Consider the following 23,200-nt stretch of genomic DNA (forward strand, 5'->3'; position numbering starts at 1 on the left):
CAAGCCTCAAGCTACAAGTAAGAGCAGTGCACTTTCACTTGTGGCTTGTAGCTTGCAACTTGAAGCTGCTGTTAACCGATGGTCATCAGGCTGGCGTTGCCGCCCGCCGCAGCGGTGTTGACGCTCAACGCACGCTCGATCACCAACCGTTCCAAGGCAATGGATGTCTCACCCTGGGACAAACCATGCACCCCAACAATCGCACCGCCGCGCTGCGCCACTTGCTTGCATACCGCACGCAGTTGGTCGGAGTCGCCGTGATGCAGCACTGCGTCGAACACCACCTCGTCCTTGGTCCAGTCGGCCACGCGCTTGATCTTCGCCTGAATATCCTTCGGCAGGCGTGGGGACAAGGCCTTGGTCAGCTCGGTTTCCGGCCATACCGCTGAACCGCCTACAGCCAATACCGCGGCCAGTTGGGTCAGCAGGTCTCCTTCCACCTCCGCCAGGCACAGCACGTGCTCACGCGGCAGGATCGCGTAGCTGTTGCGCTCGCCGGTCGGGCCGGCCAGTTGGCGGGTGATGCCGCTTTGCGACTGTGCGGCGAATTGCGTGCACAGGGCGCTCAGTTCGCTGAACTTTTGGCTGTCGGCCCAGGTTTTCAGGGCAGTCAGCGGTTGGCTCATGGCGTCGCGCAGGCGCAGGTCCGGTGCAGCCAATGCGTCGCCACGTACGAAGGATTGCTCGATCGCATCGGTCGGACGAGTCGACAACAGGCGGTACAGGTACAGCGGGCCACCGGCTTTCGGGCCAGTACCCGACAGACCTTCGCCGCCGAACGGCTGCACGCCGACCACGGCACCCACGATGTTACGGTTGACGTAGACGTTACCGGCATTGACGTTGTCGATCACCTTGGCGATGGTTTCGTCGATGCGGGTGTGCACGCCCAATGTCAGGCCGTAGCCGGACGCATTGATCTGGCCGATGAGCTGGTCGATCTCTTTGCGCTTGTAGCGCACCACGTGCAGCACCGGGCCGAAGATTTCGCGTTGCAGCTCGTCGAAGCTTTCCAGCTCGATCAGGGTAGGCATCACGAAGGTGCCACGCTTGATCTCTTCGCCGTCGGCAATCGCCACCTGGTAAACGTTGCGACCTTTGTCACGCATGGCCTGGATGTGTTTCTCGATGCCCGCCTTGGCTTCGGCGTCGATCACCGGGCCGATGTCCACCGACAGGCGCTCCGGGTTGCCCAGGCGGCATTCGGCCATGGCGCCCTTGAGCATTTCGATGACGCGGTCTGCCGAATCTTCCTGCAGGCACAGTACGCGCAGGGCCGAGCAGCGCTGGCCGGCGCTGTCGAAGGCCGACGACACCACGTCGATGACCACTTGTTCGGTGAGCGCCGAGGAATCCACGATCATCGCGTTCTGGCCGCCGGTTTCGGCGATCAGCGGAATCGGACGGCCCTGGGCATCCAGACGGCCGGCGACATTGCGTTGCAGCAGGCGCGCAACCTCGGTGGAACCGGTGAACATCACGCCTTTGACGCGCTCATCACCGACCAGGCGGGCACCCACGCTTTCGCCCTGGCCCGGCAGCAATTGCAGCACGCCTTGCGGAATGCCAGCTTCGAGCAGGATGCGTACCGCCTGGGCAGCGACCAGCGGGGTTTGTTCGGCAGGCTTGGCCAGTACCGGGTTACCGGCGGCCAGTGCCGCGGCGACCTGGCCGCTGAAGATCGCCAGCGGGAAGTTCCACGGGCTGATGCACACCACCGGGCCCAATGGGCGGTGGGCGTCGTTGGTGAAGTCATTGCGCGCCTGTACGGCGTAGTAGCGCAGAAAATCCACGGCTTCGCGTACTTCAGCAATGGCGTTGGCGAAGGTCTTGCCGGCTTCACGGGCCAGCAGGCCCATCAGTGGCTGGATTTCACCTTCCATCAGGTCGGCGGCGCGTTCCAGAATCGCGGCGCGTTCGGCGGGCGGGGTGGCCTGCCAGATCGGGGCGGCGCTGATGGCGCATTGGATCGCATTGTCGACGTCTTCGACGGTGGCTTCCTGAACGTGACCGACCACATCGCGCAGGTCGGACGGGTTCAGCACCGCGGCAGACGGTTGTTCGCTGGAGGCACAACCGAGCATCGGCGCGGCTTTCCAGTTGTTGTGCGCCGTGGCCAGCAGGGCGCAGGACAGCGATGCCAGGCGATGCTCGTTGGCCAGGTCGATACCGGCCGAGTTGGCGCGGTCGCTGCCATACAGGTCACGCGGCAGCGGGATACGCGGGTGCGGCAGGCCGAAGCCGCCTTCCACCGTGGCCATCTGCTCGATGCTCGCCACCGGATCGGCCACCAGTTCCTGAATCGAGATGGATTGGTCGGCAATGCGGTTGACGAACGAGGTGTTCGCACCGTTTTCCAACAGGCGACGCACCAGGTACGCCAGCAGGGTTTCGTGCGTGCCGACCGGTGCGTACACGCGGCACGGACGGTTCAGCTTGCCTTCGGAAACCTTGCCCACCACTTGTTCGTACAGCGGTTCACCCATGCCGTGCAGGCACTGGAACTCGTACTGTCCGGGGTAATAGTTCTGACCGGCAATGTGATAAATGGCCGACAGCGTGTGGGCGTTGTGCGTGGCGAACTGCGGATAGATGACTTCCGGCACCGACAGCAGTTTGCGTGCGCAGGCGATGTAGGAAACGTCGGTGTACACCTTGCGGGTATACACCGGGTAGCCTTCCAGGCCTTCGACTTGGGCGCGCTTGATTTCGCTGTCCCAGTAAGCGCCTTTTACCAGGCGGATCATCAGGCGGTGGCGGCTGCGGCGTGCCAGGTCGATCACGTAGTCGATCACATAAGGGCAACGCTTCTGGTAGGCCTGGATCACGAAACCGATACCGTTCCAGCCGGTCAGTTGCGGCTCGAAGCACAGGCGCTCGAGCAGGTCCAGGGACAATTCGAGGCGGTCGGCTTCTTCAGCGTCGATGTTCAGGCCGATGTCGTATTGCTTGGCCAGCAGGGTCAGCGACAACAGGCGCGGGTACAGTTCGTCCATCACGCGCTCGTACTGCGCGCGGCTGTAGCGCGGGTGCAGGGCGGAGAGCTTGATGGAGATGCCTGGGCCCTCATAGATCCCACGGCCGTGGGAGGCTTTGCCGATGGAGTGAATGGCTTGTTCGTACGAGGCCAGGTACTTCTGGGCATCGTGTTCGGTGAGTGCGGCTTCCCCGAGCATGTCGTAGGAATAGCGGAAACCCTTGGCTTCGAACTTGCTCGCGTTGGCCAGGGCTTCGGCAATGGTTTCGCCGGTGACGAACTGCTCGCCCATCAGGCGCATGGCCATGTCGACGCCCTTGCGGATCATCGGCTCGCCGCTTTTGCCGATGATGCGGCTCAGGGACGAGGTCAAACCTGCTTCGTTATGGGTGGCGACCAGTTTGCCGGTCAGCAGCAGGCCCCAGGTGGCGGCATTGACGAACAGCGACGGGCTGTTGCCCAGGTGCGGCTGCCAGTTACCGGTGCTGATCTTGTCGCGAATCAGCGCATCGCGGGTGCCTTTGTCCGGGATGCGCAGCAGCGCTTCGGCCAGGCACATCAGCGCCACGCCTTCCTGGGACGACAGGGAAAATTCCTGCAGCAGGCCCTGAACGATCCCGGCACGGCCGCCGGCGCTCTTCTGGTTGCGCAGTTTTTCGGCAATCGTGGCGGCCAGCTTATTGGTGGCTTCGGCCATGGCGGCCGGCAGGCGAGCCTGCTCGATCAGCATCGGCACCACTTCCGGCTCGGGGCGACGGTAAGCGGCGGTGATCGCGGCGCGCAGTACCGATTGCGGCAGGATGCTCTCGGCGAACTCAAGGAAGCACTGATGGGCGTGGTCATTCTGGACTTCGCCCGCATCATCGGCGTCTTTGCTGCCCGAACCATTGAGCTCGGAAAGGGTTGCACCACCCTCCAGTTTCTCCAGGTAATTGAAAATTGCCTGTTTGATCAGCCAGTGCGGCGTGCGATCAATGGAGGACGCGGCGGCCTTCAGGCGCTCGCGGGTTGGGTCGTCGAGTTTGACCCCAAGGGTGGTCGTAGCCATTTTCTTATCCTCATGGGTGCCACTAACGAGTGGCATCTGCTGGCGGCAAGATTAGCTTTGCCCATGAAGAGGTGCAACCGGGTGCAACCCTTTTGTTCAGGAAATTTTCGACGGTTGATCGGAAAAAAACCGGCCTTGCCTGGAATCGGCTTCACGCTGGTGCATTTACTTCTGAGATAGGCTGCTCTTGCTCCGAAAAGGAGCAAAAAATCGGCGTTTTTGTTGAAATTCACTTGGGTGCAACTTATTCGCAAGAAACTGGTTGCACCTTATTTGCTTTGTTGAATAGCATTCGCGCATCAAGGTGCAACCACCTTCACGGGTGCGTTCATCGGCTGGCGGCTTTCCTGGGGAAACGCCAGTCATAAATGCGCGGCACGCAGCCTCGTTTATCCGATTATCAACGGGTAGCGGGCTGACAGACCGTCGCCACATAAAAACAAAGCCAGGGCGTCACTTCTATGAGCGTTAGTAATCCCACCCTGATCACGTTCGTGATCTACATCGCAGCAATGGTGCTGATCGGCCTGATGGCCTATCGCTCCACCAACAACCTTTCCGATTACATCCTGGGCGGTCGCAGCCTCGGTAGCGTGGTGACGGCTTTGTCCGCCGGTGCTTCCGATATGAGCGGCTGGTTGCTGATGGGCCTGCCGGGCGCCATCTACATGTCTGGCTTGTCGGAAAGCTGGATTGCCATCGGCCTGATCGTCGGTGCCTACCTCAACTGGTTGTTCGTGGCTGGCCGCCTGCGCGTGCAGACCGAACACAACGGCGACGCCCTGACCCTGCCGGATTACTTCTCCAGCCGCTTCGAAGATAAAAGCGGCCTGCTGCGGATCATCTCTGCGGTGGTGATCCTGGTGTTCTTCACCATTTACTGCGCCTCCGGCATCGTGGCCGGTGCCCGCTTGTTCGAAAGCACCTTCGGCATGTCCTATGAGACAGCGCTGTGGGCCGGTGCCGCAGCGACCATCGCCTACACCTTTATCGGCGGTTTCCTGGCGGTCAGCTGGACCGACACCGTACAAGCCACCCTGATGATCTTCGCGTTGATCCTGACGCCGATCATCGTATTGCTGGCCACCGGTGGCGTTGACACCACCTTCCTGGCCATCGAAGCCAAGGACCCGACCAGCTTCGACATGCTCAAGAACACCACCTTCATCGGCGTTATCTCGCTGATGGGCTGGGGCCTGGGTTACTTCGGCCAGCCGCACATCCTCGCGCGTTTCATGGCGGCGGATTCGGTGAAGTCGATTGCCAATGCGCGTCGCATCTCCATGACCTGGATGATCCTGTGCCTGGGCGGCACCGTGGCGGTGGGTTTCTTCGGCATCGCTTACTTCTCGGCCCACCCGGAAGTGGCAGGCCCAGTGACTGAAAACCCTGAGCGTGTGTTTATCGAACTGGCCAAGATCCTGTTCAATCCATGGGTTGCCGGCGTATTGCTGTCGGCCATTCTGGCGGCTGTGATGAGTACCCTGAGCTGCCAGTTGCTGGTGTGCTCCAGCGCCCTGACCGAAGACTTCTACAAGGCTTTCCTGCGCAAGGGCGCTTCCCAGCTTGAGCTGGTGTGGGTCGGTCGCCTGATGGTGCTCGTGGTGGCGTTGATCGCCATCGCCATGGCCGCCAATCCGGAAAACCGCGTCTTGGGCCTGGTCAGCTACGCCTGGGCCGGTTTCGGCGCCGCCTTCGGCCCTGTGGTGCTGATCTCGGTGATCTGGAAAAACATGACCCGCAACGGCGCACTGGCCGGCATCCTGGTTGGTGCGATCACCGTGATCGTCTGGAAGCACTTCGAGTTGCTGGGCCTGTACGAAATCATTCCAGGCTTTATCTTCGCCAGCCTGGCGATCTACTTCGTCAGCAAGATGGGCGCACCGACTGCCGGTATGGTTCAGCGCTTTGATGCTGCGGAAAAAGACTACAACCTCAATAAGTAACAGCGCTGGGCGTTGATCGCCCGGTACCTGAAAAGAAGGCCCACGTCCTACGGATGCTGGGCCTTTTTTTATGGAGAAGATCAGCCCTCTGAGGCTCTGAGGATTTCGGCACTGCCGACGTAGGACCTTACTGATTTGCCGGCGCAGCGCTCGACTCGGCAAACGCCTGATGCAGAATCGCTCATCCACCCTTCGCAGAGAAACACCGGATGTTCGCTCCTGCCAATCAAAGTGCCTTTAACCTGACCCTGGATGGGGAACCTTGTGATCTGAAGGTGCAAGGGTTCACGGGCGATGAATTTATCAGCTTGCCCTATCGCTTTGACCTTGAGTTGGTCAGCGAGCAAGCCGACCTGGACCTGGACGGCCTGCTGCACCGGCAGGCGTTCCTTGGGTTTGACGCTCAAGGGCACGGCATTCATGGCCGGGTGTACCGGGTCGCGCAAGGCGATTCGGGCAAGCGGTTGACCCGTTACCAAATCACCCTTGTGCCCCAGTTGGCCTATCTGGAGCACAGCACGCACCAACGGATCTTCCAGAACAAGACGGTGCCGCAGATCATTGCGCGAGTGTTGGAGGCTCAGGATATTCAGGCGGATACCTTCGTGTTTCGCCTCAGCGGCGACTATCCCGAGCGCGAGTACTGTGTTCAGTTCGACGAAACCGATCTGCAGTTCATCCAGCGCTTGTGCGTTGAATCGGGCATTCACTATCACTTCCAGCACAGTCCCGAGCGTCACCTGTTGGTGTTTGGCGATGACCAGAGTGTGTTTGGCCAGCCGGAGCAGGTCACCCCCTATCTGGTCGGTTCCGGGATGGGGGCCGAGGCGCCTGCGATCAAGCGCTTCATCCTGCGCCTGAAAACCCGTACCACGGGTGTGAACCTGCGGGCCTACGACTTCAAAAAGCCCAGCCTGGTTTTGGAGAGCATGGCCTCCAGCGGGCAGCGCCTGCCCCTGCCCCTGGATGAGCAGCGCTACCCTGGAAATTTTACCGATCGAACGCACGGGAAGTACCTGGCGCAGCGCGAGCTGGAGCGTCATCGCAGCGACTTTCGCCAGGCCAGGGGCATCAGCGATCAACCGGCGCTGGTCACCGGGCGGTTTCTGAGGATGGCCGGCCACCCGCGTCAGGAATGGAATGACCTGTGGCTGGTGACCCAGCTGCACCATTCGGGGCAGCAGCCGCAAGTGCTCGAGGAGTCTGCGCCTGACACCTATGGGGATGGCTTGTCGGCGGGCTATAGCAACGATTTTGTGGTGACGCCCTGGGATGTGCCGTTTCGAACGCCTCTGGTCATGCCCCGGCCGCACTTCGCCGGCTACCAGAACGCCGTGGTCACTGGGCCTGTGGACAGTGAAATCCATTGCGACGAATACGGTCGTGTCAAAGTGCAGATGGCCTGGGATCGCGATGGTGAGCACGACGATCACTCCAGTTGCTGGCTGCGCGTAGCGAGCGGCTGGGCCCATGACCGTTATGGTGCGGTACTGATTCCGCGGGTCGGCATGGAAGTGCTGGTGGGCTTCGTCGATGGCGACATGGACATGCCGCTGGTCATGGGCTGTCTGCCCAATGCGGCAAATCGTTCGCCGCTCGACCTGCCGGCGGACAAGACCCGCAGTCTTTTTCGCAGCCGGAGCAGCCCTGGTGGTGAGGGCTACAACGAGTTGCGCATCGAGGACCGCAAGGGGGCCGAGGAAATCTACCTGCGTGCCCAGCGCGACTGGACCCAGCACGTGTTGCATGACCAGCAGGTGCAGGTCGATAACCAGCGCCGGGTAAAGGTGCGCGGCGAGTCGCACCATGAGTTGCTGGGCGAAGAGCAGCGCATCACCCATGGCAACCGCCTGACTGAACTCAAGCAGGATGACCATCTGGTGATCGGCGGTTCGCAGCACCTGCGTGCTGGTCGTACCCTTCAACTGGCGGCCGGGCAAAGCATCGTCATCGACGCGGAAGCCAGCGTCACGATTCAGGCGGGAGGGCAGTCGATCACGCTGTCGGCGGGCGGCATTTTCAGCAGCGTGCCGATCCAGCTTGGCGGAGCGCCAGCCCCTGGGGCGGCGCCGTTGACGCCGGGTTTGAAGGAGACGGCGCTGGCGGCCATCCCGCTGCCTCTGAGCGCTGTGCAGGTAGCGAGCCTGAAACGCAGCGCGCCTTTTTGCGAAGAGTGCGAACGCTGCCGAAATGGGCAGTGCGATATTGCCGAGCATGCAGGGAGTGTTAACTGATGCAGACGCCCATGGACCCCGGCACTTGGCTGGCGCAGTTTCCGTTGCTTGCCGGTGAACGACTCTTTGCTGTGCTGGGCACTGCCAGCGAGGCCAAGCCACTCGCCGCCTGGCAAACCATGACGGCGAGGCCGGCACCGCAGGCGATCTGGGCCGGTACGGCCTACGCGGCTTGGGATGAGGTGATGCCTTACGTAGGTGTCGTCGAGCCCGGCAGCGCCTTTCTCGATTGGGTAGCCACTGTGCAGGCCAGGGATTGGGGGTGGCTGGCAGTATCCTCCAGCCCTTTGGAAACCGTGGTTGCCCACCTGCAAAGCCTGACTCAGGTTTTCATGCCCGATGAACAGGCAGTGTTTTTACGCTTCTGGGATGGCGCACAGTTTCAGCCGATGTGGCAGCACTTGGGCGCTGAGGCAGGGGCGGTGTTGCCGGTGTTTGGACGTTATCTGATCAACGGCCAGCCGCTCACAGTGGCGCCTGGCCCGGTGACACCCGCGAAAGCCTGGCCCTGGTGGCGAGTGCCTGAACCGTTGCTCAGGCACCTGGCTGAGCGGTCGCCGCAGGTACTGATCGACAACCTGCTGCAATGGCTGCAAGAGCAGCGCCCCGACCTGTATGCGGCCTTCACACCGACCACCTTGAGACACAAACTTACCTGGCTGGCGCGCAGGCCCGGGGTCAGCCATGGGGCGCTGGTCGATTACCTCTCCGCGCAGTTGAGCTGAACACCCTCATCACCCGCCATGCGGCCCTGCACCTTTGCGCCGGTAGAAGGTAAACTTCGCCCCCTGCGCAGGAGCAACCATGAACTATCGTCACGCCTTTCACGCCGGCAACCACGCCGATGTCTTCAAACACCTGACCTTGACCCGCCTCATCGCCCTGATGTCGCGCAAGGAGCAGCCGTTCGCCTACCTTGATACCCATGCCGGTATCGGCCTGTACGATTTGCAAGGTGACCAGGCCAACCGCACCGGTGAATACCTGGAAGGCATCGCCCGCCTGTGGGGCGCGAACGACTTGCCGCCGCTTACCGCCGATTACATGCGCGTGCTGCACGAGATGAACCCGGATGGCCAGTTGCGTTACTACCCAGGTTCGCCGGAACTGGCGCGGCGCCTCACGCGCCCCCAGGACCGTGTGCTGCTCAACGAAAAGCACCCGGAAGACGGCGTGTTGCTCAAGGACAACATGAAGGGCGATCGCCGGGTCAAGGTGCACCTTGGCGAAGGCTGGCATGTGCCGCGCGCCCTGTTGCCGGTGCCGGAAAAACGCGCGCTGATGCTGATCGACCCACCGTTTGAAAAGCTCGACGAAATGCAGCGTTGCGCGGCGTCCCTCAAGGAAGCCGTCAGCCGCATGCGCCAGACGGTCGCGGCGATCTGGTACCCGGTGAAAGACCAGCGCATGCTGCGCCGCTTCTACCAGGACCTGGCCGGCACCGGCGCGCCGAAACTGTTGCGCGTGGAATTGCTGGTGCACCCACTGGACACGCCCAACACCCTGACCGGTTCGGGCCTGGCGATTGCCAACCCACCGTGGGGCCTGGAAGAAGAGTTGCGTGAATTGCTGCCGTGGCTGTCCAAACAGCTAGGCCAGACCCAGGGTGGGTGGCAGATGGACTGGTTGATCGCTGAGTAAGCGCCTTTCCAGCCAAACACAAAACCAGTGCGGGAGGGGGCTTGCTCCCGATAGCGGAGTGTCAGCCAGTCCATCTGTCACTGATACACCGCTATCGGGGGCAAGCCCCCTCCCACATTTTTGAGCGGTGCTGACCTTGGCTCGTGCAGGTCGCGTGGGCGCCACCGCTGCCGGCCCCGCTCAGTGTTCGAGGTAAACACGAAACCAATGTGGGAGAGGGCTCGCCCCCGATGCCGGAGTGTCAGCCAGTCCATCTGTCACTGATACACCGCTATCGGGGGCAAGCCCCCTCCCACATTTTTGAGCGGTGCTGACCTTGGCTCGTGCAGGTTGCGTGGGCGCCACCGCTGCCGGCTCTGGTCAGCGTTCGAGGTAAACACGAAACCAATGTGGGAGGGGGCTCGCCCCCGATGCCGGAGTGTCAGCCAGTCCATCTGTCACTGATACACCGCTATCGGGGGCAAGCCCCCTCCCACATTTTTGAGCGGTGCTGACCTTGGCTCGTGCAGGTTGCGTGGGCGCCACCGCTGCCGGCTCTGGTCAGCGTTCGAGGTAAACACGAAACCAATGTGGGAGGTGGCTTGCCCCCGATAGCGGAGTGTCAGTCAGTGCGTCTGTCACTGATACACCGCTATCGGGAGCAAGCCCCCTCCCACATTTTTGAGCGGTGGTGACCTTGGATCGGGCAGGTTGCGTGGGCGCCACCGCTGCCGGCTCTGGTCAGCGTTCGAGGTAAACACGAAACCAATGTGGGAGGGGGCTTGCCCCCCGATAGCGGAGTGTCAGTCAGTACATCTTTCACTGATACACCGCCATCGGGGGCAAGCCCCCTCCCACATTTTTTTGAGCGGTGTCGCCCGTCAGATCGGGCAGGTCACGCCAGTGCCGCCGATGCCGCAGTAGCCCTGCGGGTTCTTCGCCAGGTACTGTTGGTGATACGCCTCGGCGAAGTACACCGTTGGCGCCTCGTCGATTTCGGTGGTGATTTCGCCCAGGCCAGCCTTGGTCAGCTCTTGCTGATACGCCTGGGCGCTGGCTTTGGCCGCCGCCAGTTGCTCCGGCGTGGTGGCGTAGATAACCGAGCGGTATTGGCTGCCAATATCGTTACCCTGGCGCATGCCCTGGGTGGGGTTGTGCAGTTCCCAGAACATCTTCAGCAGGTCTTCGTATTTCACTTTGGCCTGGTCATACACCACCAGCACCACTTCGCTGTGGCCGGTCAGGCCTGAGCAGACTTCTTCGTAGGTCGGGTTCGGCGTGAAGCCGCCGGCGTAGCCGACCACGGTGCTGACCACTCCGTCGCGCTGCCAGAACTTGCGTTCGGCCCCCCAGAAGCAACCGAGGCCGAAGATCGCGAAGCCGACGTCGTCGGTAAACGGGCCCAGCAGCGGGTTGCCGTTGACGAAATGCGTCTCCGGCAGGGCCATCGGGGTTTCACGGCCAGGCAGAGCTTGTTCTTGAGTAGGCAGCACGTTTTTGTTCACCAGAATTTCCGAGCGCAAGACCATGATCAGTCCTCTCGTCAGGTTGAGTAGCGGTAAATTGTCAGACAGCCAGTGTGCCCGAGTGTTACAGCGCTGTCAGGCGATTGGCCCGCGCGGGTAGCGTTTAAGCTTGTCCAGCAGCTCTGCACCGGGGATTGGCCGGTCGAACAGGTAGCCCTGGCCCACATCGCAACGATGCCGGCGCAGGAACGCCAGTTGCTCGGCCGTCTCGATGCCCTCGGCCACCACCTTGAGCTTGAGGTTGTGGGCCATGGCGATAACCGCCGAGGTGATTTCCATGTCGTCCTGGTTGTCCGGGATTTCGTGGATAAAGCTGCGATCAATCTTAATGATGTCGATGGGGAATTTTTTCAAGTAGCTCAGCGACGAATAACCGGTGCCGAAGTCGTCCATGGCCAGGGTCAGGCCAAAGCTCTTCAACTGGTCCAGTTGCAGGCGCGTGTCTTCGGTGGCCTCCAGCAGCAGGCCTTCGGTCAGCTCCAGCTCCAGCAGGTTGGCTGGCAGCTGTTCTTCCTTGAGGATGGTGGCAATCGAAGCCACCAGATCCGGATCGGAAAACTGCTTGGGCGACAGGTTGATCGCCACCTGCAAGTTGCCCAGGCCCGCCGCCGTCAACTGCCGGCTCATGCGGCAGGCCTGGCGTGCGATCCATTTGCCGATGGGGATGATCAAGCCGGTTTCTTCGGCCACGCTGATGAACTGATCGGGGCGGATCATGCCCTTTTCCGGGTGGTTCCAGCGCAGCAGCGCTTCCATGCCCAGCAGACGGCCACTGCGCAGGCACAGCTTGGGCTGGTAGAACACGTCCAGCTCGTTCTGGGTGAGGGCGCGGCGCAGGTTGTTTTCCACGAACAGCTTGTAACTCGCCTCGGCGTTCAGGGCTTCGGTAAACACTTGCACCTGGTGCTTGCCGTTGGCCTTGGCCTTGTGCAGGGCCAGCCCGGCGTTGCGCATCAGGGTCTGCGGATCGCGCCCGTGCAGTGGCGCGCAGGCCAGGCCCACGGAACCGGTCACGCTGATCAATTGGTTGTCGACGAACATCGGCTTGTCGAGGGTGGCCAGCAACTGGCTGGCGACCTGCTGCCCGGTCTCCAGGTCGGTATCGTCCAGCAGCACCGCGAACTCGTTACTGGCAAAGCGCGCCAGGCTGCCGCCGCTGCTCAAGCTGTTGCGCAGGCGACGGGCCAGGCTGATCAGCAACTTGTCACCGGTCTGGTGGCCGAGGCTGTCGTTGATCCGCTTGAAGTTGTCGATGTCCACCAGCAGCAGGCTGATCGGGCTGTTGCTGTCGCGGGCAAAGCGCTCGTCGAGGTTGCGGATGAAGGCCGGGCGGTTGCCCAGGTTGGTCAGGTTGTCGGTGTAGGCCAGACGTTCGATGCGCTGTTGCGCCAGCTTGGTCTGGGTGATGTCTTCGTAGATGCCGATGTAGTGGGTCAACTCACGGTTGTCGCCATACACCTTGGAAATCGACAACTGGCCCCAGTAAGGTTCCAGGTTTTTGCGCCGGCTTTTGAACTCACCTTGCCAGCTGTTGCTCTTGGCCAGGCTCGACGGCGCATCGAACAGCAACTCGCTGAGATTCTCCAGGGCCGGCAACTGCGCCAGGCGATGGCCGTGCACCTCTTCGGCGCTGTATTGGGTGATCGCGGTGAAGCTGGGGTTGACGTACTCCACCACGCCATCGCAATTGACCAGCAAAAACGCGTTGGCGCTTTGTTCCACCGCACGCTGGAACAGGTGCAGGGCGCTGGTGGCGGTGCGTCGGTTGTGGTTGTTGATGACTTGGGCGAACTGGTCCGCCAGCTCGCCGGCAAAGGCGATTTCATCGGACTGCCAGGCGCGCGAACTGCCGCTTTGCTCAAGGCACAGCACGCCGACCACCTGGCCATCCACCCGGATGCTCGCGTCGAGCATGGCGTGAACGTCCTTGGCCAGCAGGCTGTCGGCCATCTCCCGGGTGCGCGGGTCGCGCATGGCATTGGTGGCATCGATCGCGCGGCTGCTGTGCAGGGCCTCAAGGTAATCGGGGAAGCAACCGGCGTCGATCGCTTCAGGCAAATGGTGCTGCTGGTCGGCGCGGTGATAGGCCGAAATCGGCACCAGGCGCTGACCTTCCAGGTTCCAGATACTGGCGCAGTCGATCTGATAGATGTCGCAGGCGCTGCGGGTGATCAGTTCAGCCGCTTCCTGCAGCGAGTTGGGCGTGGTGTAGCGTTGGCGGGCCAGCAGCAGGATCAGCTCCTGCTGGGCGCGTACCCGTTCCAGGTGCTGCAGCTGTTCCTGCTGTGCGCGCTGGTTGAGCTCCAGGGCGATTTGCAGGCGGCTGTTCTGGTTTTCCAGATCGGCGGTGGGCACCGTGGCGGGAATCTCGCTGAACAGGCCATCGACTACCATCAGGTAGCCGCGCAGCAGATGACGGTTGTGTTGCTTGTAGGCCTCGCCCATTTCCAGCAGGCTCAGCGGGCCGTCGTTGGTGTGCAGGGTGTAGCGCACCAGGTAGTGGGGGCTGTGGGTCAATTGCTGCTGGATCGCGTCGTGCAGCTGATAGCGCGCCTGGGGCTCCATCAGGCTGGCGTACGGCGTGCCGAGCAGGGCGCAGAGTTCGACTGCCGGCAGGCCGAATTGGCGCTCGCAATTGGGGTCCAGGTACAGCAGCGCCCAGCTTGCCTCATTAAGCCGCTCGAAACGCAGCATACCGAGGCGCGAAGGCACCGGTAACTGCGTCACTACCTCGGTCCCCATTCGGGCGACATCGGGTTGGCTTTTCATGGGGGAGACTCGCTTGGGAAAATGCGCACGGCGCCGGGCTCACGCCCTCTTTATGGTTACCTGCGGCAAGGTTGCATCATGCGGCACGCACTGACAAGAGAGGATGAAGGCTAAGTGCTATAACGCTGTTATCGGCCGCACGGGGGATTTCTGTAGGAGCGAGCTTGCTCGCGAAGATCCTCAACGATAACGCAGGTCTTCTGGAGAAACGCGGTGCCCCGGAGTTTTCCGCGAGCAAGCTCGCTCCTGCAAGGTCAGCGCAAAAAAAGCCCCGCCAAGTGGCGGGGTTGAGGTACGAGCGTGGCGCTCGGAAATCGATGCGGCAAGGGCCTCCCGATAAGGGGAGGCCGCTGCGGCTTACAGCAGGATGGTGCGGATGTCGTTCAGCAACTGGCTCAGGCGCTGGGTGAAGCGTGCCGCCGCGGCGCCGTTGATCACACGGTGATCGTAGGACAGCGACAGTGGCAGCATCAGCTTCGGCTGGAACGCCTTACCGTCCCAGACCGGCTGGATAGTCGCCTTGGACACACCCAGGATCGCCACTTCCGGCGCGTTGACGATTGGCGTGAAGCCAGTACCGCCAATGTGCCCGAGGCTGGAGATGGTGAAGCACGCGCCCTGCATGTCGTCCGGGGTGAGCTTCTTGTCGCGGGCCTTGGCGGCCAGCGCAGCAGCCTCGGCGGCCAGTTGCAGCAGGCTCTTCTGGTCGACGTTCTTGATGACCGGTACCAGCAGGCCGTCAGGCGTGTCGACGGCAAAGCCGATGTGCACGTATTTCTTGCGAATGATCGCTTTGCCGCTTGGCGCCAGCGAGCTGTTGAAGTCCGGCAGTTCCTTGAGCAGGTGTGCACAGGCCTTGAGCAGCAGGGGCAACACGGTCAGTTTTACACCGGCTTTCTCGGCCACGGCTTTCTGTGCAACGCGGAACGCTTCCAGGTCGGTGATATCGGCCTGGTCGAACTGAGTCACGTGCGGGATGTTCAGCCAGCTTGCGTGCAGACCTGCCGCGCCGATTTGCATCAGGCGGGTCATCGGCACTTCTTCGATTTCGCCGAAGCGGCTGAAATCCACGGTACGGATTGGCGGAATGCCCGAGCCGCCGGTAGCGCCGCCAGCAGCTGGCGCTTCCTTGGCCTTCTGCATCATGGCTTTGACGTAAGCCTGCACGTCTTCTTTCAGCACGCGGCCGTGAGGGCCGCTGGCCGAGACGGCGCTCAGTTCGACGCCGAATTCACGGGCCAGCTGACGCACGGCAGGGCCGGCATGCACCTTGGCACCGCTTGGCGCAGGCGCGGCAGCGGCTGGAGCCGGTGCAGCCTCGGCTTTTGCAGCAGGAGCCGGTGCAGCAGCAGCGGCCGGGGCAGCTTCAGCCTTGGTCGCAGCCGGAGCGGCGGCAGGCGCTGGAGCAGCAGGTGCGGCACCTTGTACTTTGAGCTTGAGGATAAAGTCGCCAGTGCCGACTTCATCTTCCAGCTTGACCGCGATGCTTTCCACCACGCCGGCAGCCGGCGATGGGATCTCCATGGAGGCCTTGTCGGACTCCAGGGTGATCAGCGACTGGTCGGCTTCGACGGTGTCGCCCACCTTGACCAGCAACTCGATGATCTTGGCCTTGCCCGACGAGCCGATGTCCGGAACGTGAATGTCCTGGACGGTGGCGGCGGCAGGTGCAGCGGCCGGGGCTGGAGCAGCCTCGGCAGCGGCGGCAGGCTTTTCAGCAGCAGGCGCAGGCGCAGCGGCGGCCGGAGCGGCAGCCGCAGGGGCTGCATCGGCAGCACCTTCGATTTCCAGCTCCAGCAGTTCGTCGCCTTCTTTCAGGCGGTCGCCCAGCTTCACTTTCAGGCTCTTGACCACGCCGGCCTTGGGAGCAGGGATTTCCATGCTCGCCTTGTCCGACTCCAGGGTCAGGATGCTCTGGTCGGCTTCGACGGTGTCGCCGACCTTCACAAACAGCTCGATTACTTCACCTTCACCGCTGCCGATGTCAGGTACGCGAATGAGTTCGCTCACAAAAAGTCTCCTCAGCAGTCCAGTGGGTTGCGTTTTTCCGGGTTGATCCCGAACTTGACGATGGCATCAGCCACCACCTTCGGTTCGATCTCACCACGGTCAGCCAAGGCTTCCAGGGCTGCCAACACCACGAAGTGACGGTCGACTTCGAAGAAGTGACGCAGCTTCTTGCGGCTGTCACTGCGGCCGAAACCGTCGGTGCCCAGGACTTTGAATTCCTTGGACGGGACCCACTGGCGAATTTGTTCAGCAAACAGTTTCATGTAGTCGGTAGAGGCGATGACTGGACCTTTACGGCCGGCCAGGCACTCTTCGACGTAGCTCTTGGCTGGCTTCTGGCCAGGGTGCAGACGGTTGCTGCGCTCCACGGCCAGGCCGTCGCGACGCAGTTCGTTGAAGCTGGTAACGCTCCACACGTCGGCGCCCACGTTGAATTCGTCACGCAGGATCTTCGCCGCTTCACGCACTTCGCGCAGGATGGTGCCGGAGCCCATCAGCTGTACGTGGTGCGCTGCTTCCCTGGTGTCTTCTTCGAGCAGGTACATGCCCTTGATGATGCCTTCTTCCACGCCGGCCGGCATGGCTGGCTGCTGGTAGGACTCGTTCATCACGGTGATGTAGTAGAAGACGTCCTGCTGCTCTTCGGTCATCTTCTTCATGCCGTCCTGGATGATCACCGCCAGCTCATAGCCGTAGGTTGGATCGAAGGTGCGGCAGTTAGGGATGGTGGCAGCCAGGATGTGGCTGTGACCGTCTTCGTGTTGCAGGCCTTCGCCGTTGAGCGTGGTACGGCCGGCGGTACCGCCGATCAGGAAACCACGGGTACGGCTGTCGCCTGCTGCCCAAGCCAGGTCGCCAATGCGCTGGAAGCCGAACATCGAATAGAAGATGTAGAACGGCAGCATCGGCTGGTTGTGGCTGGAGTACGAAGTACCGGCAGCGATGAAGGAGCTCATGGCGCCTGCTTCGTTGATGCCTTCTTCGAGGATCTGGCCCTTCTTGTCTTCCTTGTAGAACATCACCTGGTCTTTATCGACTGGCTCGTAGAGCTGGCCGACGGAGGAGTAGATGCCCAACTGACGGAACATGCCTTCCATACCGAAGGTACGGGCTTCGTCCGGGATGATCGGGACGATGCGCGGGCCGATGTCCTTGTCCTTGACCAGCTGCGCGAGGATCCGCACGAAGGCCATGGTGGTGGAGATTTCACGGTCGCCCGAGCCGTCAAGGATAGCCTTGAGGGTGCTCAGGTCCGGCGTCGGGACGCTGAAGCTGTTGGCGCGGCGCTGGGGTACGAAACCGCCCAGTGCGGAACGGCGTTCGGCCAGGTAACGGGCTTCGGCGCTGTTTGGCTCCGGCTTGAAGAACGGCAGGTTCTCCAGCTCTTCGTCCTTGACCGGGATGTCGAAGCGGTCGCGGAACAACTTCAGGCTGTCCACATCGACTTTCTTGGTGTTGTGCGCGGTGTTCTTCGCTTCGCCGGCACCGGTGCCATAACCCTTGATGGTCTTGGCCAGGATGACGGTAGGCTGTTCCTTGTGGTTGACCGCTTCGTGGTACGCCGCGTAGACCTTGTACGGGTCGTGGCCGCCACGGTTGAGCTTCCAGATTTCGTCGTCGGACAGGTCGGCAACCATCGCCTTGAGTTCAGGCGTGTTGAAGAAATGTTCACGCACGAACGCGCCGTCTTTGGCCTTGTAGTTCTGGTACTCGCCGTCGATGACTTCGTCCATGCGACGTTGCAGGATACCGTCGACGTCCTTGGCCAGCAGTGGGTCCCAGAAACGGCCCCAGATGACTTTGGTCACATTCCAGTGGGCGCCGCGGAACACGCCTTCGAGTTCCTGGATGATCTTGCCGTTGCCGCGAACCGGGCCGTCGAGGCGCTGCAGGTTGCAGTTGATGACGAAGATCAGGTTGTCCAGCTTCTCGCGGCCGGCCAGGGAGATGGCGCCCAGGGATTCCGGCTCGTCGCACTCGCCGTCGCCCAGGAAACACCAGACTTTCTGCTTGCCTTCAGGGATGAAGCCACGGGCTTCCAGGTACTTCATGAAGCGTGCCTGGTAGATCGCCTGGATCGGGCCCAGACCCATGGAAACGGTCGGGAACTGCCAGAAGTCAGGCATCAGCCAAGGGTGCGGATAGGACGACAAGCCGCCACCGTCCACTTCCTGACGGAAGTTGTTCATCTGGTCTTCGGTGATGCGACCTTCCATGAACGCGCGGGCATAGACGCCTGGCGAGGTGTGACCCTGGAAGTAAATCAGGTCGCCGCCGTGTTCGTCGGTCGGGGCCTGGAAGAAGTAGTTGAAGCCGATGTCGTACAGGGTTGCGCTGGAAGCGAAGCTGGAGATGTGACCGCCCAGGTCCGAATCTTTCAAGTTCGTGCGCATTACCATCGCCATGGCGTTCCAGCGTACCAGCGAGCGAATGCGGCGTTCCATGAACAGGTCGCCAGGCATGCGTGCTTCGTGGGTAACGGGGATGGTGTTGCGGTATGGCGTGGTGATGGCGTAAGGCAACTGCGAGCCGCTGCGGGTCGCGAGTTCGCCCATACGGGTCATCAGGTAGTGAGCACGGTCTTCGCCTTCTTTGTCGAGAACCGATTCCAGGGCGTCCAGCCATTCCTGGGTTTCGACGGGATCGAGGTCTTGCATGGCTTGCTCCAGGGCGGAAAGGCTACCAGAATCGGTTGCCTGAAGTTTGCGACTGGCCTTGTGGGCAGACGACATAAATTCTTGGATGGCCGAAGGTTGCTTCGGCGTCCTGTAGTTTTACTACAAATCGTCGGCCATTTCAGCCTTTCGAATGTATATACGAGTAGTAAAACTACACAAGACTGAGCGTATGGCTCGGTCTGGCTGGTGAGCATAATCGTTATTGTTGGTCTATTGCGAACAAGAAAAGGTGAAAGTTTGATGTTGCCTGCCAAGATTAATTTAATTTCAGCTATTTCTAACTTTTGTTCGACAGTCCTTCATCGAGCATGGCTCCTGCGTTCACAACTACACGCCATTTACCTGCCGATCAAGGATAGACCATGAGCCTTCCATTGCTGGCCGAAGTGCCGGCCATTCTCCTGCCTTACGCCAGCCGGGCCGAGCAGTCATTTCGTGACGCCGTGGCCGCGCTGGATGACGATCATGGCCTTTCTGAGTGGACGCCGCAACGGTGGGCCGACTTCGCGCGGGTGTGCGCCGCCAGTGATTTCGTGATTGAACAGAGCGTTCGTGACCCTTTGATGTTGCTTGAACTGGTGGCCTGGGGCGAGCTGGACCGAGGCTTTGCGCCGGGGGAGCTGTGCGGGCAGATCGCCGGTGCCGTGCAGCAAGCCGAAACAGAAGACGACATGGGCCGCATGCTGCGCCGCCAGCGTACGCGCCAGCAGGTGCGCATCATCTGGCGCGACCTGACCCGGCAGGCCGATCTGGTGCAAACTTGCCGCGACCTGTCCGACATGGCCGACGCCTGCATCGACCAGGCCTACCAGTGGCTGTACCAGCGCCATTGCGTGCAGTTCGGCACGCCGACCGGGCGGCGCAGCGGCGAGGCGCAGCACATGGTGATCCTCGGCATGGGCAAGCTCGGTGCGGTGGAGCTGAACCTGTCGTCGGACATCGACCTGATCTTCGCCTACCCCGAAGGCGGCGAGACAGTGGGGGTCAAGCGCTCCCTGGATAATCAGGAATTTTTCATTCGTCTTGGTCAAAAATTGATCAAGGCTCTCGACCCGATGACGGTCGACGGTTTCGTTTTCCGTGTCGACATGCGCCTGCGCCCCTACGGATCGGCCGGTGCGCTGGTGCTGAGCTTCAATGCGCTGGAGCAGTACTACCAGGACCAGGGTCGCGACTGGGAACGTTACGCCATGATCAAGGCTCGCGTCGTCGCCGGTGACCAGGTGGCGGGCGCGCAATTGCTCGACATGCTGCGCCCGTTCGTCTACCGCCGTTACCTGGACTTCTCCGCCATCGAAGCGCTGCGCACCATGAAGCAGCTGATTCAGCAGGAAGTGCGACGCAAGGGCATGGCCGACAATATCAAGCTGGGCTCGGGCGGCATTCGCGAGGTGGAATTCATCGCCCAGGCGTTTCAACTGATCCACGGCGGGCGTGATCTGAGCCTGCAGCAACGTCCTCTATTGAACGTGCTCGGCACGCTGGAAGGCCAGGGCTATTTGCCGGCCGCCGTGATCAGCGAGTTGCGCAATGGCTACGAGTTTTTGCGCTACACCGAACACGCGATCCAGGCGATCGCCGACCGCCAGACCCAAATGCTCCCGGACACCCCGGAAGATCAGGCGCGTATTGCTTTCATGCTCGGGTTTGCCGATTGGGCGGCGTTCCATGAGCGCCTGATGTATTGGCGGGGTCGGGTGGACTGGCACTTCCGTCAGGTGATTGCCGACCCTGATGAGGAAGAGGGCGAAGAAAGCGAATTGGTCGTCGGCGGGGAATGGTTGCCGCTGTGGGAAGAATCCCAGGATGACGACGCCGCGTGCCGCCAGTTGAGCGAAGGCGGGTTTACCGATGCGCCCAAGGCCCTCAAAGCCCTGGCTGGCTTGCGTGGCAGCCCGCAACTGCGCGCCATGCAGCGTCTGGGTCGCGAGCGGCTGGATGCGTTTATTCCGCGCTTGCTGGCCCAGGCGGTCGAACACGCCAACCCGGACCTGGTGCTGGAGCGCGTATTGCCGCTGGTCGAGGCCGTCGCCCGCCGTTCGGCGTACCTGGTGCTGCTCACCGAAAACCCTGACGCCCTGCGCCGTCTGCTGACCCTGTGCGCCGCAAGCCCCTGGATCGCCGAGCAGATCACACGCTTTCCGCTGTTGCTCGATGAACTGCTCAACGAAGGACGCCTGTTCAAGCCACCGTTGGCGCCGGAGCTGGCCGCCGAGTTGCGCGAGCGCCTCACGCGTATCCCTGAAGACGACCTTGAACAGCAAATGGAAGCCCTGCGCCATTTCAAGTTGGCCCACCGCCTGCGTGTGGCCGCGTCGGAAATCGCCGGCAGCCTGCCGTTGATGAAGGTCAGCGACTACCTCACCTGGCTGGCCGAAGCGATTCTCGAACAGGTGCTGGCCCTGGCCTGGCGTCAGACCGTTGCCCGTTACGGTTCGCCGCAACGGCCGGATGGCAGCCTGTGCGATCCTGGGTTCATCATTGTCGGTTATGGGAAAGTCGGCGGGATCGAACTGGGGCATGGTTCGGACCTGGACCTGGTGTTTATCCACGATGGCGATCCGCATGCCGAGACCGACGGCGCCAAGCCGATCGACGGTGCGCAGTTCTTCACGCGTCTGGGCCAGCGCATCATTCACTTGCTGACCACCCAGACCAACTCGGGCCAGTTGTATGAAGTGGACATGCGCCTGCGACCTTCAGGTGCGTCCGGCTTGCTGGTGAGTTCGCTGGGGGCGTTTGACCGCTATCAGCACAATGAAGCCTGGACCTGGGAGCATCAGGCGCTGATTCGAGCACGTGTGTTGGTGGGCAGCCAGGACGTTGGCCAGGCGTTCGAGCAGGTGCGCGCTAACGTATTGGGGCGTGAACGGGATCTGGCCAAGCTGCGTCAGGAGGTCAGCGAGATGCGCGCCAAGATGCGTGACAACCTGGGGACCAAGAGCACAGCGGCCGGTATGGGCGCCAATGCCTTCGACGCCACGGCGCTGTTCGACCTCAAGCAGGACGCCGGAGGTATCGTCGATATTGAATTTATGGTGCAATACGCGGCTTTGGCGTGGTCTGCGCAACATCCAACGTTGCTGCGCTATACCGACAATATCCGCATTCTGGAAGGGCTGGAGCAGGTCGGGCTGATGCCCGCCGCCGATGCCCATTTGCTGCGTGAGGTGTATAAGGCTTACCGCTCCGCCGCGCACCGCCAAGCCTTGCAGAACGAGGCGGGCACGGTGGCCGGGGACCAGTTCGCCGACGAACGGCGTCAGGTGATGCGAATCTGGCAGGCGCTGGGTTTGAGCTGAAACACTATTAGGGCGGGGAGGCATAAGCCTCCCCGCATCGTTTGTGGAAACTACATGAATATTCTGATCGTTGGGCCCAGTTGGGTCGGTGACATGGTGATGGCCCAGACACTGTTCCAGTGCCTGCGGCTGCGCTATCCAGACTGCCAGATCGACGTGCTTGCCCCTGAGTGGAGCCGGCCGATCCTTGAGCGCATGCCACAAGTGCGCAAGGCCTTGAGCTTTCCGCTCGGCCACGGCGCGCTGGAATTGGCGACCCGCCGTCGCATCGGCAAAGCCATGGCCGGCCAGTACGACCAGGCGATCCTGTTGCCCAACTCGCTGAAGTCGGCGCTGGTGCCGTTTTTTGCCGGTATTCCCAAGCGTACCGGCTGGCGCGGCGAGTTTCGCTATGTGCTGCTCAACGATGTACGCACCCTGGACAAGGCGCGCTACCCGCTGATGATCGAGCGCTTCATGGCCCTGGCCTATGAGCCCGGCGCCGAACTGCCGACGCCATACCCGCGCCCCAGTTTGCAGATCGACCCGCTGACCCGCGAGGCGGCGCTGGCCAAGTTCGGCCTGACCCTGGACCGCCCGGTATTGGCCTTGTGCCCGGGCGCCGAGTTTGGCGAGTCCAAGCGCTGGCCGTCGGAGCACTACGCCAAAGTCGCCGAGACCAAGATCCGCGAAGGCTGGCAGGTGTGGCTGTTTGGCTCGAAAAACGATCACTCGGTGGGTGAAGATATTCGCCAGCGCCTGATTCCTGGCCTGCGCGAAGAGGCGGTGAACCTCAGTGGCGAGACGTCCCTGGCCGAGGCTATCGACTTGCTGTCATGCGCCGACGCGGTGGTGTCCAACGACTCAGGTCTGATGCACGTCGCCGCCGCGCTGAACCGTCCATTGGTGGCGGTGTACGGCTCGACGTCCCCAGGCTTCACCCCGCCCCTGGCCGACCAGGTGGAAGTGGTGCGCCTGGGCATTGAGTGCAGCCCCTGTTTTGACCGCACCTGCCGTTTCGGCCATTACAACTGCTTGCGTCAATTGCTGCCGCAGCCGGTAACCGATGCCTTGCAGCGGTTGCAGGGCGACGTGGTCGAGGTTCACTGAG

11 protein-coding genes are annotated in these 23,200 nt (G+C 61.8%); 6 read left to right on the plus strand and 5 right to left on the minus strand.

The window, feature by feature from the left end; translation table 11 throughout:
• Positions 1 to 71 precede the first annotated feature (71 nt).
• Complete coding sequence (gene putA / locus SC318_RS02380; RefSeq protein WP_320429493.1) at positions 72 to 4,025, minus strand: trifunctional transcriptional regulator/proline dehydrogenase/L-glutamate gamma-semialdehyde dehydrogenase; 3,954 nt, start codon at positions 4,023 to 4,025, stop codon at positions 72 to 74.
• A 461-nt stretch (positions 4,026 to 4,486) separates the two neighbouring features.
• Here putA and putP point away from each other — a divergent pair, with 461 nt between their 5' ends.
• From putP to SC318_RS02400, 4 genes are all read left to right on the plus strand, one after another.
• Entirely contained in the window at positions 4,487 to 5,971 is a 1,485-nt protein-coding gene (gene putP, locus SC318_RS02385; protein ID WP_320429494.1) for a sodium/proline symporter PutP, read from the plus strand.
• A 209-nt stretch (positions 5,972 to 6,180) separates the two neighbouring features.
• Positions 6,181 to 8,205 carry a type VI secretion system tip protein TssI/VgrG gene (tssI, locus tag SC318_RS02390; protein WP_320429495.1) on the plus strand — a complete coding sequence of 675 codons (2,025 nt, stop codon included), beginning with the start codon at positions 6,181 to 6,183 and terminating at the stop codon, positions 8,203 to 8,205.
• Positions 8,205 to 8,930: a DUF4123 domain-containing protein gene (locus tag SC318_RS02395; RefSeq protein WP_320429496.1), complete on the plus strand. Its 726-nt coding sequence runs from the start codon at positions 8,205 to 8,207 to the stop codon at positions 8,928 to 8,930. The genes tssI and SC318_RS02395 overlap by 1 nt, the downstream gene beginning before the upstream one ends.
• Positions 8,931 to 9,009: 79 nt before the next feature.
• Positions 9,010 to 9,846, plus strand: a complete 837-nt coding sequence (locus SC318_RS02400; RefSeq protein WP_243353223.1) for a 23S rRNA (adenine(2030)-N(6))-methyltransferase RlmJ — start codon at positions 9,010 to 9,012, stop codon at positions 9,844 to 9,846.
• A gap of 860 nt (positions 9,847 to 10,706) precedes the next feature.
• Here SC318_RS02400 and msrA read toward each other — a convergent pair.
• The 4 genes from msrA to aceE all read right to left on the minus strand — a co-directional run bounded on the left by msrA (position 10,707) and on the right by aceE (position 18,787).
• Positions 10,707 to 11,354: a peptide-methionine (S)-S-oxide reductase MsrA gene (gene msrA, locus SC318_RS02405; protein ID WP_320429497.1), complete on the minus strand. Its 648-nt coding sequence runs from the start codon at positions 11,352 to 11,354 to the stop codon at positions 10,707 to 10,709.
• A 72-nt stretch (positions 11,355 to 11,426) separates the two neighbouring features.
• Complete coding sequence (locus tag SC318_RS02410) at positions 11,427 to 14,120, minus strand: putative bifunctional diguanylate cyclase/phosphodiesterase (protein ID WP_320429498.1); 2,694 nt, start codon at positions 14,118 to 14,120, stop codon at positions 11,427 to 11,429.
• Positions 14,121 to 14,477: 357 nt separating this feature from the next.
• A complete protein-coding gene (gene aceF, locus SC318_RS02415) occupies positions 14,478 to 16,130 on the minus strand; it encodes a dihydrolipoyllysine-residue acetyltransferase (RefSeq protein ID WP_320429499.1) in 1,653 nt (550 codons plus the stop codon).
• Between the two features lie 11 nt (positions 16,131 to 16,141).
• Positions 16,142 to 18,787 (minus strand): pyruvate dehydrogenase (acetyl-transferring), homodimeric type, encoded by a 2,646-nt coding sequence (gene aceE / locus SC318_RS02420; RefSeq protein ID WP_320429500.1) that lies wholly within the window; start codon positions 18,785 to 18,787, stop codon positions 16,142 to 16,144.
• A 383-nt stretch (positions 18,788 to 19,170) separates the two neighbouring features.
• Between aceE and glnE the strand changes: the two genes are divergently transcribed.
• Positions 19,171 to 22,110, plus strand: coding sequence for a bifunctional [glutamate--ammonia ligase]-adenylyl-L-tyrosine phosphorylase/[glutamate--ammonia-ligase] adenylyltransferase (glnE, locus tag SC318_RS02425; RefSeq protein WP_320429501.1), 2,940 nt, complete (start codon positions 19,171 to 19,173; stop codon positions 22,108 to 22,110).
• 54 nt (positions 22,111 to 22,164) lie between these two features.
• Positions 22,165 to 23,199 carry a lipopolysaccharide heptosyltransferase II gene (gene waaF, locus SC318_RS02430; RefSeq protein ID WP_124384813.1) on the plus strand — a complete coding sequence of 345 codons (1,035 nt, stop codon included), beginning with the start codon at positions 22,165 to 22,167 and terminating at the stop codon, positions 23,197 to 23,199.
• The last annotated feature ends 1 nt before the right edge of the window (position 23,200 follow it).

Origin of the sequence: Pseudomonas sp. MUP55 (assembly GCF_034043515.1) — a bacterium.
Taxonomy (GTDB): Bacteria; Pseudomonadota; Gammaproteobacteria; order Pseudomonadales; family Pseudomonadaceae; genus Aquipseudomonas.

What these genes read in the sequence shown, in the direction of transcription:
- tssI (WP_320429495.1), top strand. Translation starts at nt 6,181, where the DNA reads ATGTTCGCTCCTGCCAATCAAAGTGCCTTTAACCTGACCCTGGATGGG.
- aceE (WP_320429500.1), bottom strand. Translation starts at nt 18,787, where the DNA reads ATGCAAGACCTCGATCCCGTCGAAACCCAGGAATGGCTGGACGCCCTG.
- SC318_RS02395 (WP_320429496.1), top strand. Translation starts at nt 8,205, where the DNA reads ATGCAGACGCCCATGGACCCCGGCACTTGGCTGGCGCAGTTTCCGTTG.
- waaF (WP_124384813.1), top strand. Translation starts at nt 22,165, where the DNA reads ATGAATATTCTGATCGTTGGGCCCAGTTGGGTCGGTGACATGGTGATG.
- putP (WP_320429494.1), top strand. Translation starts at nt 4,487, where the DNA reads ATGAGCGTTAGTAATCCCACCCTGATCACGTTCGTGATCTACATCGCA.
- SC318_RS02400 (WP_243353223.1), top strand. Translation starts at nt 9,010, where the DNA reads ATGAACTATCGTCACGCCTTTCACGCCGGCAACCACGCCGATGTCTTC.
- putA (WP_320429493.1), bottom strand. Translation starts at nt 4,025, where the DNA reads ATGGCTACGACCACCCTTGGGGTCAAACTCGACGACCCAACCCGCGAG.
- glnE (WP_320429501.1), top strand. Translation starts at nt 19,171, where the DNA reads ATGAGCCTTCCATTGCTGGCCGAAGTGCCGGCCATTCTCCTGCCTTAC.
- msrA (WP_320429497.1), bottom strand. Translation starts at nt 11,354, where the DNA reads ATGGTCTTGCGCTCGGAAATTCTGGTGAACAAAAACGTGCTGCCTACT.
- SC318_RS02410 (WP_320429498.1), bottom strand. Translation starts at nt 14,120, where the DNA reads ATGAAAAGCCAACCCGATGTCGCCCGAATGGGGACCGAGGTAGTGACG.